This window comes from Vibrio sp. 10N.286.51.E5, from assembly GCF_041469125.1.
GTDB classification, from domain to species: Bacteria; Pseudomonadota; Gammaproteobacteria; order Enterobacterales; family Vibrionaceae; genus Vibrio; species Vibrio crassostreae_C.
This window is the reverse complement of sequence record NZ_JBFRJZ010000018.1, coordinates 15,388-30,067: the sequence shown is the minus strand read 5'-3', so window position 1 is coordinate 30,067 and position 14,680 is coordinate 15,388. Positions and strand designations below refer to the sequence as shown.

11 protein-coding genes are annotated in these 14,680 nt (G+C 45.1%); 3 read left to right on the top strand and 8 right to left on the bottom strand.

Annotated features, from left to right (window positions below):
- Positions 1-41: 41 nt before the first annotated feature.
- Both malQ and glgB read left to right on the top strand, forming a co-directional pair.
- Positions 42-2,222 (top strand): 4-alpha-glucanotransferase, encoded by a 2,181-nt coding sequence (gene malQ / locus AB4161_RS05920; protein ID WP_017067441.1) that lies wholly within the window; start codon positions 42-44, stop codon positions 2,220-2,222.
- A 174-nt stretch (positions 2,223-2,396) separates the two neighbouring features.
- A complete protein-coding gene (gene glgB / locus AB4161_RS05915; protein ID WP_017064240.1) occupies positions 2,397-4,577 on the top strand; it encodes a 1,4-alpha-glucan branching protein GlgB in 2,181 nt (726 codons plus the stop codon).
- An 80-nt stretch (positions 4,578-4,657) separates the two neighbouring features.
- Here the strand turns inward: glgB and AB4161_RS05910 are convergent, their stop codons facing one another.
- From AB4161_RS05910 to AB4161_RS05885, 6 genes are all read right to left on the bottom strand, one after another.
- Positions 4,658-5,128 (bottom strand): TetR/AcrR family transcriptional regulator, encoded by a 471-nt coding sequence (locus AB4161_RS05910; protein ID WP_372083000.1) that lies wholly within the window; start codon positions 5,126-5,128, stop codon positions 4,658-4,660.
- 223 nt (positions 5,129-5,351) lie between these two features.
- Positions 5,352-6,191 carry an energy-coupling factor transporter transmembrane protein EcfT gene (locus tag AB4161_RS05905; RefSeq protein WP_017064241.1) on the bottom strand — a complete coding sequence of 280 codons (840 nt, stop codon included), beginning with the start codon at positions 6,189-6,191 and terminating at the stop codon, positions 5,352-5,354.
- A complete protein-coding gene (locus AB4161_RS05900) occupies positions 6,188-7,882 on the bottom strand; it encodes an ABC transporter ATP-binding protein (protein WP_017064242.1) in 1,695 nt (564 codons plus the stop codon). The genes AB4161_RS05905 and AB4161_RS05900 overlap by 4 nt, the downstream gene beginning before the upstream one ends.
- Positions 7,883-7,888: 6 nt before the next feature.
- Positions 7,889-8,437, bottom strand: coding sequence for an ECF-type riboflavin transporter substrate-binding protein (locus AB4161_RS05895; RefSeq protein WP_372082999.1), 549 nt, complete (start codon positions 8,435-8,437; stop codon positions 7,889-7,891).
- 302 nt (positions 8,438-8,739) lie between these two features.
- A complete protein-coding gene (locus AB4161_RS05890) occupies positions 8,740-9,870 on the bottom strand; it encodes an HlyD family secretion protein (protein WP_017061874.1) in 1,131 nt (376 codons plus the stop codon).
- Positions 9,870-10,265, bottom strand: a complete 396-nt coding sequence (locus tag AB4161_RS05885) for a DUF3302 domain-containing protein (protein WP_017061875.1) — start codon at positions 10,263-10,265, stop codon at positions 9,870-9,872. The genes AB4161_RS05890 and AB4161_RS05885 overlap by 1 nt, the downstream gene beginning before the upstream one ends.
- A gap of 250 nt (positions 10,266-10,515) precedes the next feature.
- Between AB4161_RS05885 and AB4161_RS05880 the strand changes: the two genes are divergently transcribed.
- Positions 10,516-11,418, top strand: a complete 903-nt coding sequence (locus AB4161_RS05880) for a DMT family transporter (protein ID WP_017061876.1) — start codon at positions 10,516-10,518, stop codon at positions 11,416-11,418.
- Positions 11,419-11,450: 32 nt separating this feature from the next.
- Here the strand turns inward: AB4161_RS05880 and AB4161_RS05875 are convergent, their stop codons facing one another.
- Both AB4161_RS05875 and AB4161_RS05870 read right to left on the bottom strand, forming a co-directional pair.
- Positions 11,451-13,031 (bottom strand): GGDEF domain-containing protein, encoded by a 1,581-nt coding sequence (locus tag AB4161_RS05875; RefSeq protein ID WP_017072413.1) that lies wholly within the window; start codon positions 13,029-13,031, stop codon positions 11,451-11,453.
- The gene (locus tag AB4161_RS05870; RefSeq protein WP_102321116.1) at positions 13,031-14,500 is read right to left on the bottom strand and encodes a hypothetical protein; all 1,470 of its coding nucleotides are present in this window, start codon (positions 14,498-14,500) and stop codon (positions 13,031-13,033) included. Before AB4161_RS05870 ends, AB4161_RS05875 begins: the two co-directional genes overlap by 1 nt.
- Positions 14,501-14,680 lie beyond the last annotated feature (180 nt).

The window sequence follows — 14,680 nt, the reverse complement described above, 5'->3', positions numbered from 1 at the left end:
CCTACAAAATAGAAAGCGTCAGAACGTTTTCGGAGAGAGCGATGAAAGAACAGACCGTATTAAAACAAGTCGCAGAAATGGCAAACATTGCCGACAGTTACGTTAGTGCGTGGGGCGATGAAGCACAAGTATCAGACGAGACGATCACGTCTCTATTGGCTTCGTTGGGCTACGATACAAGCAGCGATGATGCACTGCTTAAGTCAGCAGAAAGAAAACACAAAAAAGATGTACTAGACCCAGTTCTTGTCTTGCGTGACGGTGAGCCAGTAGAAGTGGCGCTTAATCTAGGTGTAAGTGCTCGTGAAAGTGAGTTCAGCTGGCGCTTAGAAACCGAGCAAGGAGAGGTACTTGAAGGCTATCTTCAATCTCAAGTCATTCGTGACGAGCGTGCCGAGGGTGGCCCTTTAGTGTTTGCATTGCCAAGTGATTTGGCATGGGGTTATCACAAGCTCATTGTGAGCCGTAAGCGCCGTAAGAAGCCTTACGAGATGACACTGATTATTACGCCAAAAGCGTGTTTCAAGCAGTCACCAATCGAGCAAGGCAAAAAGCTTTGGGGACCCAGTGTTCAACTTTATACCCTAAGAACTCAGCATAACTGGGGTATTGGTGATTTCGGAGACCTAAAACAGCTTGTTGCGGATATCGCTTCTCGTGGTGGTGACTTCGTTGGTCTAAACCCCATTCACTCATTGTTCCCTGCGAACCCTGAAGGTGCGAGCCCATATAGCCCATCTTCTCGTCGCTGGTTGAACATCTTATACATTGATGTGAGTTCAGTTCCTGAATTCGCATTAAGTGCAGAAGCACAACAAACAGTCGGCAGCGCAGAGTTCCAACAGCGTCTACAAAAAGCGCGTGAAGCACACTGGGTAAACTACACCGAAGTGTCTGAGCTTAAGATGAGCATCTTGCCTCTGCTATTCGCAGAATTTAAGACTCGTCATCTAGACAAAAACAGCGACCGTGCACAAGCGTTCTTAGCCTTCGTAGAAGAGGGTGGCGATAGCCTGATGCATCAAGCGGCGTTTGATGCTCTACATGGTGAACTGCATGCAGAAGATTCTGGCATGTGGGGATGGCCGGTATTCCCTGAGAAGTACCGTACATTCGACAGCCCAGCGACACAGAAATACATCAAAGAGAACTTAGAAAACGTTCATCTGTACATGTACCTGCAATGGCTAGCAGATTGCCAGATCAACGATGCACAGTCTCTTGCAGAAGAGAAGGGCATGGCTGTTGGCCTGTACCGTGACTTAGCGGTAGGTGTTGCAGATTCAGGCAGCGAGACTTGGGCTGACGAAGGCAACCTAGTGATGGATGCGAGCATTGGTGCTCCACCTGATATTCTTGGTCCTTTGGGTCAGAACTGGGGTCTACCTCCGTTAAACCCAGAAGTGCTTCAAGAAACAAGCTACGACGCTTACATCAAGCTACTTCGTGCGAACATGAAGCACTGTGGTGCACTGCGTATCGACCACGTTTTAGGTCTACTGCGCTTGTGGTGGATTCCAAAGGGTGAGAACGCAACTAAGGGCGCGTACATCTACTACCCAGTACAAGATATGCTGTCTATTCTGGCGCTTGAATCTCACCGTTACCAATGTAGCGTTATCGGTGAAGATTTAGGAACGGTACCGGATGAGATTGTCGACATCCTTGCAGATGCTGGCGTGCACTCTTACAAAGTGTTCTTCTTCGAAACATCAGAAGATGACGGTGGTTTCATCTCACCAAAACACTACGCATCACAATCGATGGCGGCACTGTGTACTCACGATATGCCAACGCTTCGTGGCTTCTGGCACTGTGATGACCTGAAAATGGGCCAAGAGATTGGCTTATACCCAGATGCAGAACAATTAGAAACCTTGTTCGATGACCGCCTAGAGTGCAAGCAAGGTATCTTAGATTCAGTAGCATGGCATGGTTTCCTACCAGAAGGTGTGGGCCGCGATGCGAGCCAAGTACCGATGGACTCTTACCTTGCTGAGGCACTTCAACTGCACGTAGCGGCTGGTGGTTCAACACTACTGAGCGTTCAGCTAGAAGATTGGCTAGAGATGGACAAGCCAGTAAACATTCCTGGCACGGTTGATGAATACCCTAACTGGCGTCGTAAACTATCAATGAACTTGGACGAAATATTTGCTCACGAAGGCGTTAATCGTATCGCTTCTAAGCTGACTGACGTTCGAGAAAAAGCCGGTAAGTAATGACGTGAGTGACTTGAAATTAGGTGGTTTTTTGCTTACGCCGTACGAAACTACAACCTCGGTCACTCAATAATGAATGCTCATCTGGTAGAATAAACCGTCGTTATATTGCCCGCACTAATAGCGGGCATTTTTGTATTATGTTTTTTGGATGTTTGGTTAGGGAGAAACGTTTTGGAACTAAGTTCGATTTCAAAGCAAAAACAAATATATACCCAACTATCACAGGCTTGTTTCACAGACCCATTCGCGTTTTTAGGGCCATACCTACCTTCTGAGCAAGGTGCATTACGTGTGTGGATTCCTGGGGCAGATAAAGTCGAGTTGATTGTTGGAAAGGAACCTCGTATTGAGTTAGCGCGAGAGGGTGAAAGTGGTTTCATTCTTAAGCAAGAGAGAGACTTACGTTTTACTCACTATAAGCTTGCGGTTGATTGGGCTGGCGTAGAACAGATCATCGATGATCCTTACCAGTACCACGATCTGTACGCGAGTTATGAAGATCTTCATACACCGAAAGATATGTATCATCACATGGGGGCTCAGTTTATTACGCTAGAGCGTGATGGACAGACGATTTCAGGTACGCGTTTCTTGGTGTACGCACCGCATGCAACTGCGGTAAGCTTGGTGGGTAACTTCAACGCTTGGGATGGTCGCCGCCACCCAATGCAACGCCTAGATTACGGTATGTGGGGCTTATTCATTCCTGAACTGGAAGAAGGCGCTCAATACAAGTTTGAATTAAAAGGACCAAATGGCGAAGGCTTACCACACAAAGCTGACCCATGGGGTTTCTACTCTGAGCAATACCCATCGTTCTCATCTGTAACTTACGATCACGCTCGTTACCAGTGGCAAGATACTCAATGGCAAAATCGCCCGGTAACGCAAAAGCGCAAAGAAGCGCTTTCGTTCTATGAATTGCATGCAGGTTCTTGGAAGCGTAACGCTGAAGGTGAATTCTTAAATTACCGTGAGCTAGCGGCAGAGCTAATCCCATACCTAACGGATCTTGGCTACACGCACGTTGAACTAATGCCAGTTTCAGAACATCCATTCTACGGTTCTTGGGGCTATCAGCCTGTTGGTCTTTTTGCACCGACTAGCCGTTTTGGCTCTCCAGATGATTTCAAATACTTCGTCGATCAATGTCACCAAGCGGGTCTTGGCGTTGTTCTGGACTGGGTTCCTGCTCACTTCCCAAGTGATGATCACGGCCTAGCAAACTTCGATGGTACGCCATTGTTCCATGATCCAGATCCACGTCGTGGTTGGCATCAAGATTGGAACTCGTACATTTACGATTTAGGCAAAGAGCATGTTCGTCGTTTCTTAGTTTCTAATGCACTGTACTGGTTCGAGCAATTCCACATTGATGGCATCCGTGTTGATGCGGTTGCTTCGATGTTGTACCTCGACTATTCGCGTAGCCATGACCAATGGATCCCGAATGCGGATGGCGGCAACGAAAACTACGACGCTATCGCAACCCTTAAGTGGATGAACGAAGAAGTGTATAAACACTTTCCGAATGCGATGACGATTGCTGAAGAATCAACGGCTTTCCCTGGTGTTTCAGCACCGACTTTTATGGGCGGCTTAGGCTTTGGCTTTAAGTGGAACATGGGTTGGATGCACGACAGCTTGTCTTACATTCAAGAAGACCCAATCAACCGTAAATATCACCACGATACGATTACCTTCCCACTGGTTTACGCACACAGTGAGAATTATGTATTGTCTCTGTCTCACGATGAGGTGGTTTACGGTAAAGGTTCTATCCACAACAAGATGCCTGGTGATGAATGGCAGCAAACGGCTAATTTACGTGCTTACATGGGCTACATGTACGCGCAGCCGGGCAAGAAGCTTAACTTCATGGGGGCTGAATTTGGTCAGACGGCTGAATGGAATCATGACGACCAACTGCAATGGTTCTTGCTGGATTACGAGCGTCATCAAGGTGTTCAGCGTTTAACGAAAGACCTGAACAATCTGTACCGCTCTGAAGCTGCAATGCACGATCTTGATTTTGATCCGAAAGGCTTTGAATGGCGTCTACAGGACTCTGCTGAAGCGAGCATTCTTGCGCACGAGCGCATCAGTGAATCTGGTGAGCGAGTATTGATAGTGTCTAACTTTACGCCAGTGCCTCACGAGCATTTCCGCTTAGGTGTTCCTGCAAAAGGTGAATACGCATTGTTGTTGAATACAGACTCTGTCGACTATGCAGGCAGCGGTTTTGAAGTGAAGCAGACTGCTGAGATTGAATCTGTAGAGAGCGAAGGGCTAGACACATCGATTGAGCTGCGTTTACCACCGTTATCGACCGTTTTTTACAAGCTAAATTAGGTCTATAAGTTGAAGTAAGCGATAACTAAAAAGAAAATGGGAGCCGAAAGGCTCCCATTTTTGTATTTCTAACGCTTGGTTTAATGCTGCTTGAAGTTTGTGAGATAGAACATTGAACGTCCTACGACAGTCTCAAGGATTCGAACGGTATCAAGCCCAAAGCTATTAAACATTATCTCGCGGAATTGACCATCTGAACTGATGTTAAACTGTTCAGGGCTCTTGACCTGGGAGGCATGGAAAAACATCAATTTGATCACGAATCGAAATTGATCATTATCTAGAGCGTTTTGCCAAGATTGAATGAATACCTCTTCCGATGAGAACTCTAGATTCTCTATAACAATTGATAGCATGTGTTGGTGTAACGCTGATCGGATAGCGCGGGTCGACGGATAATAGCCCTGAAGCGTCGTTAAACTAATGCCAATCTCTTGAGCAATCCTTGCATAAGTTAGTGCTTCATGTCCTTCAGCCAGAAAAAGGTTTAGTACGATCTCATCGTAGTTTTTTTGATTTTCTAGTTTTTGTACTTGAGTAATTCGAGCCATTACAAATCTCTACTGATTGTAACATTCTGTAAACGAGTATATTAAGAGCTTATGAATTAAATCTCAAACTCCAAGGGTAAATAACTGGTCAATTTATCGTTAAATATAGTCAGTATTGTGTCATTGGTTAAATTATCAATCAGATTTTGGCATAAACAAAAACACCGCCCTATTGAGCGGTGTGTTATTTAAAGTCTTTGTTTATCTATGCTAATTCAGATGACTAGAACGGATACCAAAATAACTGCGGCTCTAGAATGCGTTTCGCAATGGCTAACACCACGATAAAAGCGATGACACCTAAACAAACAAAGTCGATACGTTTCAAAGGTGCATAGCTATACCAAGTGCGAGCTTTGTGTCGGCCAAAACCTCGTAACGTCATTGCGTTAGAGATCTCGTCTGCTCGGTCCAAGCTAGAGAAAATGAGCGGGCCTAGAACCTTAGCCACATTTTTGATTCGAGTAATTAGAGGCGCTTTCTTTGAGAGCTCTACACCACGAGCCTGTTGAGCATGCATGATATTGATGAAGTCTTTCTTAACTTCTGGCAAGTAACGCAGTGTTAAGCTGACCGCATAGGCGATCTTGTAAGGAACACCGATACGGTTGAGGCTAGCTGCAAACTCAGTCGGATGCGTTGTGAAGACAAAAATCAACGCTATCGGGAACATGCTCATGTATTTGAGCGTCACAGTAACCAAGTAAAACAGAGTCTCTTGGCTCAACGAGTAGTTACCCGGCAATGTCAGCAATAAGGTTTTGCTGCCGATGAGCTCAGTACCTTGCTGTGGAGCCAGCAGATACATGAACAAAGCATTTAGGCTCAATACACTCGCCGTACCCAATAACAGAGGCTTATATACGCGTACAGGCACATTGGTCAGCTTTAGCAGGTATAAACCAGTCACAATAAGCAGTGCAATCAATCTTAGGTCGAACGTAGTTAAGACCACGGTTACCCAAGCTAAGAAGAGCGCAAATTTGGTGATGCCGTTAAGTGCATGAAGCGGTGATTTTGTATCAATGTAATTGATGCCGAATTTTACTTTTGATACGTTCATTGAGCGCTTCTCTCGTAGTCGATGAAGTACTGCATGAATGCGTTGGTGTCGTCGATTTTCATCATAGTCGCGAGTTCATAAATGCTGGTGGTACAAAGATTTGCGCGTTCTAACAGCGATGGCTGACTGAATACTTCCGTCATCGCGGCATTGGCAATCAGCTTGCTGTCAGCAATGACAATTGAGCGTGTGGTGTACTCTAGAACAAGGTGCATGTCGTGTGAAATGATCACGACGGTGATACCTAACTCGCGGTTAAGCTTTTGGATAAACGCCAGCATTGAGGTGTAGTTGCGGTAATCTTGACCCGCTGTTGGTTCATCCAAGATCAGAAGCTCTGGCTCCAATACTAAGATAGAAGCGATCGTTACGCGTTTTTTCTGACCGTAGCTTAGCGCTTCGATTGGCCAGTGGCGGAACTTGCTCAAGCCACACAGCTCAAGAACGTTTTCCACCTTCTCTTTGATTTCCTGCTCTGCAACCCCACGATTACGCAGACCGAATGCAACTTCATCAAAAATCATATGATGAGAGATCATATGATTTGGGTTCTGCATCACGACACCGACTTTCTGGCTTCTTTCAAAGATAGAAAGCTCAGATAGGTCTTCACCATTTAGATAGGAAGAGCCTGAATCGGCATCGATCACACCCATGATGAGTTTAGTGATGGTAGATTTGCCTGAACCGTTTTTGCCTAAGATTGAAACGAACTCACCCTTACCAATCTTAAAGCTGACATCTTCGAGAGCGTTCTTTTCACCATCGTAAGAGTAAGTCAGGCCGTGGACCTCAAGCAAAGGTTGGTACTGCTTCTCGGCAACTGGAGTCGGGCGCTCTGCAAACCAAGCCTGAACCGCAGGGCGGAATCTTTTGTAATCGAGAGCTTTGAGGTTTGATAGCTTATCTTCACTGGTCAAAGGTGCTTTCGCTGCCTTCAGAGCAGATAAATAAAGTGGTTCACGAATACCGTGTGTTTCAAGCAGTTCAGAAGCTAAGATTTCATCGGGTGTCATGTCCGCGACAATTTCACCGCGCTCCATCAAGATCACTCGATCGATATCGCGATGTAGTACATCTTCAAGGCGATGCTCGATGATGACTATAGTCTTGTTGGTTTCTTTATGAAGTTGGTCGATGATTTCGATAGTCGCTTTACCCGTTTTCGGGTCAAGGCTAGCCAAAGGTTCATCAAACAACAGGATGTCAACGTCATCAACTAAGATGCCCGCTAATGACACGCGTTGTTTCTGGCCGCCGGATAAATCATGTGGCGAGCGATCAAGCATATCTGCTAAGTCGACCATTTTTGCTGTCGACTTAACCAGAGGGTACATATCAATGTTCGACACTAACTGATTTTCCAGTGCGAACGCGATGTCTTCGCCAATACTCAAACCGACAAATTGGCTATCAGTATCTTGTAATACTGTGCCAACCTGCTCGGTATAGTCGTGCATAGAAAAATCAGAAATGTTCTTACCGTTGATCTCTAGAGAGCCAGTCACCTCACCTTTGATAGCATGAGGAATCAGACCGTTAAGGCATTGACCTAGGGTAGATTTACCACTACCGCTTGGTCCAATAATGACGATTTTCTCTCCTTTCTCTATCCTTAGATTGATATTTTTTAGCGTCGGTTTATCCAGCGACTCATATCTAAAAGAGAAGTTCGAAAATGCTATAGTCATTATCGCTTATGCCTCAGTCAGGTTACGGCTTTGTTTGTTGCGTTTAGCGACTGATTTTAGGATCAGTAAGCCAACAACAGCGATCAGAACGGTGTTACCCGCAGCAATGATAGAGAGTTGAGTGAAGACTTTAGTAAACGGTTCTGCATAAAGGATGGTATCTAGGAATGCAGAGCAGCCGTAACCAACCACATTACCGGCAAGGGCAAGTACCACAAACAGCGCGAAGTCCTTCATAGGCAACTCACCTTGCTGAAGGCGGTTCTTGGTCAACATCGGGAATAAGCCGATAACCATGCCTACGACACCTGAGCCTAAAACCCAAGTTAACCACACACCCCAGCCTGCGAACAGATCCGTTACCCAGTGACCGATAAAGCCAACTAAGAAGCCAACAATAGGGCCGAACAAAACAGAAAACAGTGCTAGAACTGCCATTGCTGGTTTCAATGTCGTGTTAGCAAACACTGGGACACCAAACATAGGTAAACCACCAATGCCGTACAGTGCCGCGCCAATGGCGATAACGACCACTGTTTTAGCTGAAAAGTTCATAGATAACCTCGAATACTGAAAGATAAAGCTTAATAAAGAACGAATATTCACCATTATTAATATGCGTCTCAATGAGAACGTTTTTTGGGCAAATATAAAAAATAAGGCGCGCATTATACAGTAGAACCCTTCCATAAGGGAAGGTAAGTGTCTAGATGTCTAAAATTCCATCTGAACACCTAAATATCGTGTAAAAAGCGTAATTTTACGGTTAATCCAGCAACAAAAAAGCCAGAGCGAGTCTGACTTTTTCATTCGTCTTAACAATGTGTTAAGCGGGTTCGTCACGTACCTTTGACCGTTTAGTGGTCTAGGTATAGATAGTTTTGCCAACTCTTCATGCGAATAAGGACCTTGCGCATGATTGAAACGTGGGTGAAGCTGTCAGAATAAACGGCAACTTCAACCGCGGTACCCATAGGTAAATGGTAGTCAGACAGGTCATCAGTGATGGTCATTTTAGCAAATACGCGTCCATTAGTACGAAGTGCATTGGTACCAATAAGTGTTCCGCGCGCTTGAATTTGACTCTCACCAATAGCTGGGATTATTTCATCAATGCGTCCTTTGAAAATCTTGCCTGGTAGTGCTCTGAATAAAAATTCAGCTTCGAAACCAGGATGCAGTCGTTGCAATGAGTTTTGTCTGAATGCTGCGATGTAGTATTTTTCTTCCGTATGGACAAATGTCATGACAGGAGCAAGAGGTAGCGGTACAGCCATTACGCCTGGACGCAGTGCTAGTTGTGTAACATATCCATCCGTTGGTGCTCTCACGACCGTTTGGTCAAGGTTGAATTGAGCCTTACGTAAGTCTGCAAGTAATCCTGCCACTGCGGTGTTCTCGCCACCAATTTCAGAATTTAGAGCGATCTGAGCTTGTTGTTGACTTGCTTCTGCTACTTTTACTGCTGCTTCCGATGCCTTATAAGCTTGTCTACGAGTATCCAATTGTTGTTCGGTAAACGCACCACTTTCAAAGCCACGCTTATAACGAGAAAATTCGCGTTGCGCTTTGTCTCTTTCTGCAATCGCTTTGATTTTAGCAGCTTCAGCTTCAGCAACTTGAGATTCAAGCCCAAGTGCTCCTTGGCTTGCTTCTTTTACTTTCGCTTCGAGCTTAGCGACTTCTGCTTCAAAAGGGATAGGGTCAATTTTAAAGAGGATGTCTCCTTTCTTTAAAGGAGAATTCGCCTCAACAGGAACCTCAATGACTTTACCTCTAACGCCTGAAACAATTGGAGTCGTTGAGTAAACTTGGTTGCCAAGTTGTGTGAAAGGATGGTTGTAGTTCATTAATAGGATCAATGTTCCTACGATGACCACACCACCGAGCACTGCGGTAGGCACTGTCCATTTGTTTAGTGGGATATTAAATACTTTGAAAATAGTGATACAAAGTGCCGCGTAGGTCATTATCAGTAGTAAATCCATTACTTAGCCTCCTGATCTTGAACGTTGTTTGACTCTTTTTTTGTGCTGCTTTGTTTAGTATTTGCTTGTTTGAGCTGTGCGATCTCTTCTTGAAGGGTGCTAACTTGATCGATTAAAACATCCACTCGGTGATGAATATCGTGCTGCTCTTCTTCGAGTTTTTCGAAGCCCCAGCCTCGGTCTTTCCGCCATAATGTTGCCCAAATCCATAGAAAGGGCCAAATTGTGTGCAAAGTGAATAGGCTAACCCAGCCTGAGACGTGAATTGCGTCTTGGTGAGGATGATTACGTTCTTTGGCTATTTCATAAGGGATATCGTGAATAACGATGATGCCGTAAAAGATGACTAGAGCAACGAAAATGAGTAAGCCGAGTGCAAAGTAGTCTAAAAACATAACAGATCCTTGTAATGTTAGATGTTAGTTATAAATATAGTACGCTATCATCCAAGTAATTGTTATAAAAATGATTTACTGAGTTATAAATAATGAGTATTCGCTTCTAATGTGAGCAAAACCATTGACGAATCTTATAAAATCTCATCGCGTTTGAAGAGGCTATTTCGGCTTTCTGGTTGGTATTTTAGCTGAAATGATGACAGCTACGATTCTAAATGACGTGCACAACCACAAAGGATAAACACGGATGTATATAGGTGAATTGGCGGCTATTGGTGCTGCGATTGTGTGGGCGTGTGCGACATGGATTTATGGACAGTTTGGTCATCGCTTCTCTGCGATGCAATTGAACATTGTTAAGGGTGTAGTGGCGTCAGGGATGATGTTGCTGGTGATGCCTCTTATTCCGATGCCGGAGTTTGAACTGAGTACCAACCATTTTCTGATATTGGCAATTTCAGGTGTGATTGGCATTGCGATTGGAGATAGCGCCTATTTTGCGGCGTTGAAAAGAATCGGTGCCAATAAGACGCTGTTACTGGAATCTTTAGCCCCGCCTCTTTCTGGTGTGCTGGCATTAATGTTCCTGGGCGCTGTATTGACAGTGCAAAGTTGGCTCGGTGTCGTGATTACAACACTAGCGGTGACCTTCGTTGTCTTCCAGCCATCAAAATCGGCGAGCGGTGAATCGAATAACAAAGCGCAGTGGGGTGGCATTGGTTATGGGCTTGTGGCGAGTGTCTGTCAGGCATCTGGTGTGGTTATTTCTCATTACGCGTTAGTGGCGGGTGATATCCCACCATTGTTAGGTGCTTTGATTCGCCTGACGATTGGCGTGTTTGCTGTGATGCTGATTATCCCTTTTGTTGAAAAGAAGCCGTATTCATCGATAAAAAGAGATTTATGGGAAATGACCAAGCTCGATAAACTGTGGTTATTAGGAGCAATCTTTGTCGGGACGTTTCTCGCTCTATGGCTTCAACAAGTGGCGTTGAAGAATGCTAACCCTGCGATTGCACAAACGTTGATAGCGACCAGCCCGGTCTTTATTTTGGTGATTTATGCGCTGAAAGGGGAGAAGGTGTCAAAGCAAAGTATCATAGGCACACTTGCCGCCCTTGCTGGTATTTCTCTGTTCTTTTATCAATAAGCAGTTGGCCTAAGCTACAGAGCTATATGCCACTACTCTGTACACACTTGATTCCGGCCGTTGGCTTTAGCTCGGTATAGCGCTTTATCCGCACGGTAGAAGGTGCGTTGAGTATTCTCTCCGTCACGATGCAAAGTGATACCAATACTCACGGTCAAACCACGCTCCCCAAGTATTTCATGCCATCCAAATTGGAAGATGCGCTCTCGATAATTTTCAGAGTGCATTTCTGCCTTCGGAAGATCAGTGTTCTCTAGAATGACGAGGAACTCTTCTCCACCAAATCTGACACATGACGCGCCTCTAAACTTAAAGTATGAACGTAGCTCTTGAGACACACTAACAATCGCTTTATCGCCCACTAAGTGACTCAGTTCATCATTGATAGACTTGAAGTGGTCAATATCAATAACCATCAGCGCGAAAGAGGTATCGTGCAGCAGCATGTCTTTCAGTTTCACATCTAACCAGCGGCGGTTGTGTAACCCTGTCAATGGATCGGTGAATACGTCTTGTTGAAGCTGAGCAACCGCATTCTTGTGTTGTTCCGTTGTCTCTTTGAGCTCTTTGTTCTCTTGTTCAGAGAGAATGAGTTTGAGTTGTAATTCAAAACGGGACAGGCGGCGTAGTTGGCTTGCACCGAGTTCACTGATCGGGATCTGCTTCATCAGATCGGTTTCAATTCGGTAGCCTTTTTTCTCATAGCTTAGCGCTTCTTGAAAACGCCCTTGATTCATACACACATCACTCAGCGAATCGTAGAATCGTTTTGCAAGTACTGGCGACGAGTAGGCTTTCACGCGTTTGTCTGTGCTCGACAAAATCATGCTCGCGTAGTCTTGCTTGCCGGTTGCACTTAGGCAATGTGCGAGCTCTAGACGAGTCATGGTTGCAAGCCAGCTTGCTTGAGTGCTGTTGGCTGGGTATTGAACCTTAGACAGACAGCGTAGCGCTTCATGGTGTTTTTTCTTAGCGCGCAGCACCTTTGCTTGGTAAAGCAGTATTTGAGCTGTGAGCAACTTGTCACTGACCAAAATACTCAGTTCTTCGCACTCATTCAGTAAATCGCTGGCTGCTGTAATGCGATTGAGTAGAAGTAGGCTTGCTACCATATGCAGCTTGAATTTGAGGCGAAGTGAGCGACTGCTTATCGCATGGTCTATGCTGCTGATTTTTTGGTAGTAACGAAGTGCTCTGTTGTGATCGCCATAGGAATCACACAGGTTGCCCATGCCTAAAATAGCTAATACATACTCATCGATATGACCGTGTTCAACCGCGATAGTCGATGAACTGACGAATTCATTGAGTGCTGAGGTGTAATCACCAGTTTCAACTAAGCGGTCACTTAAACTGGTTTTGACTGTCAGAATATCTTCGATATCGGCAGGAAGGTGGAGCAGATCGAGTGCTCGTCTCAACTCTTCGATACTGGTTTGATTTTGTTGTAACTCGGCACGGTATTCAGAGCTAATGATATAGCAGTGCGCTTGCTCTGTTTGCGTTGTCGAAACGTGCTGACGAATGTGGTTCCAGAAGATGATCGCTTCTTCACCTGATACTGATGAAGGGTCTAAACCGGCGTCTGTGATCTTGCTTAATAGAGTTTCCATTATTCTATTACCTCAGCATCGTCTTCTTCGAGTTGTTCAAGCGTGAACGGGAACGTCAAAATATCATTGAGGCTGACGCTTGGTTTCGAACCTTTTAATCCTTTTCTATGCCATGGATAGATATCGAGCATGGTGCTGAGAGTTTGGAAGGTTTTCTCTGCGGCTTCGCCTTTTTCGGAAAGCATAAGGGCCACACGTTCAGAACTTAGCCTTGCGATGAAGTCATTCTGGTTACATAAAGCATGAGCAATCTCGGTACAGACATCTAAGTAATCAGTATCGACATGATGGAACATAATGATGCTGTGGTTTGAACGTTTAAGCTCTGTCTTGAACAGCACCAACTTTTCCCACCAAAAGGTTTCAGAGACAACGTAAGAGAGGTGCTTTTCAGGATCGTACTCGTGCTGACCGCGAATACGATTAATCAGTTTTCGTGCTCTCTGTTCAAGTTGGCGTTTTGAACTGCGTGCTTTGTCCAAACCGACACGTGTCGTTTGCTCTTTGAGCATGCCGATAGAATATTGACGGTACTTTTTAAAGGCGACGAGCGCGGCTTGGAAGTCTTGGTTTTCTTCCGCCACCAAGGATTGTTGGTAACAGATTTGGCTCAGCAACTCGCCATTATCGAACTCGTTTGCGGATTGTTCTGCGAGCCTCAGTAATTCCGCCGCTTGTTCTGGTCTTTTTCTCAGGAGCTCCAATCTAGCTCGGCTGATGTATGAGTGCGCCTTCATCCAAACTAGGTTGTGTTCAACTGCCAGATTGTGCGCTTTGGCCGTGGCGCGCTCCGCGTCATCTAAGCGTTCAAGACCAAGTAGGGCAAGGCCTCGAAAGTCCCATACCTCTGCATGCCAAGTGTTATCTTTATGGTCTTTTAATGCTTCTTCTGCACCGTCCAATACCGACAGCATTTCAACATAGTTGTTGAGCAGGTAGTAATCCCACGCAAGCAGTATTCTGGCTTTACCCTCTAACCAACCAATGCGGCTGTTGTTAGCAACTTTAACGGCAAGCTGGTGGGTAGAACGTGCAAGTTTATATTCGTGGGTCATCCGCCAAATATTGCCAAGGCCAATGAGGCATTCAATTTGAATTTCGACTTCATCAACCAACGCGGACTGCTCTAAAGCATTGATCCAGAACTGTTGGGCGGAATAGTACTTGGCTTGTCCCCAGAACTGGAGCGCGTGTAAATGGAGGATTTCAGGGAGAAAAAGGTCGGTATCTAATCGGCTTTGGCGCTTGTAGGCTTCCTTGATGTATTTTAAACCTTTTTGGTAATCCATCAGGTTCCAGCTACATCTTGCCATTAACATTAATGACTGGATGGCACCCTCTTCAAACAGAACTTGCTCTGATCGGACTAGGCACTGTTGGGCAATCTCTAGGATCACCGATGGCTCAGAGTCGACACGAGTTTTGAGTTTTTCTAATTCTGTTTCAAGAAGGTACTGATTTTTGTCCAAGACTTACATCCATGATTATCGAACATATTGATAACACAATCATTATAAGAGTGTAATTTGAGATAAGCACCAATTATCTTTCGTAGAGCGTCAAAGGAACATCGATCTTTTCTAATTATGGGTGTTACCTCATGTTGTCGCTTTAAAATCAATGAGTTCCCGAATAATTACCTAGAGGCT

Coding starts and splice junctions, on each gene's coding strand:
- malQ (WP_017067441.1), top strand. CDS start 42: ATGAAAGAACAGACCGTATTAAAACAAGTCGCAGAAATGGCAAACATT.
- AB4161_RS05910 (WP_372083000.1), bottom strand. CDS start 5,128: ATGGCTCGAATTACTCAAGTACAAAAACTAGAAAATCAAAAAAACTAC.
- AB4161_RS05905 (WP_017064241.1), bottom strand. CDS start 6,191: ATGAACGTATCAAAAGTAAAATTCGGCATCAATTACATTGATACAAAA.
- AB4161_RS05900 (WP_017064242.1), bottom strand. CDS start 7,882: ATGACTATAGCATTTTCGAACTTCTCTTTTAGATATGAGTCGCTGGAT.
- AB4161_RS05895 (WP_372082999.1), bottom strand. CDS start 8,437: ATGAACTTTTCAGCTAAAACAGTGGTCGTTATCGCCATTGGCGCGGCA.
- AB4161_RS05890 (WP_017061874.1), bottom strand. CDS start 9,870: ATGGATTTACTACTGATAATGACCTACGCGGCACTTTGTATCACTATT.
- AB4161_RS05885 (WP_017061875.1), bottom strand. CDS start 10,265: ATGTTTTTAGACTACTTTGCACTCGGCTTACTCATTTTCGTTGCTCTA.
- AB4161_RS05880 (WP_017061876.1), top strand. CDS start 10,516: ATGTATATAGGTGAATTGGCGGCTATTGGTGCTGCGATTGTGTGGGCG.
- AB4161_RS05875 (WP_017072413.1), bottom strand. CDS start 13,031: ATGGAAACTCTATTAAGCAAGATCACAGACGCCGGTTTAGACCCTTCA.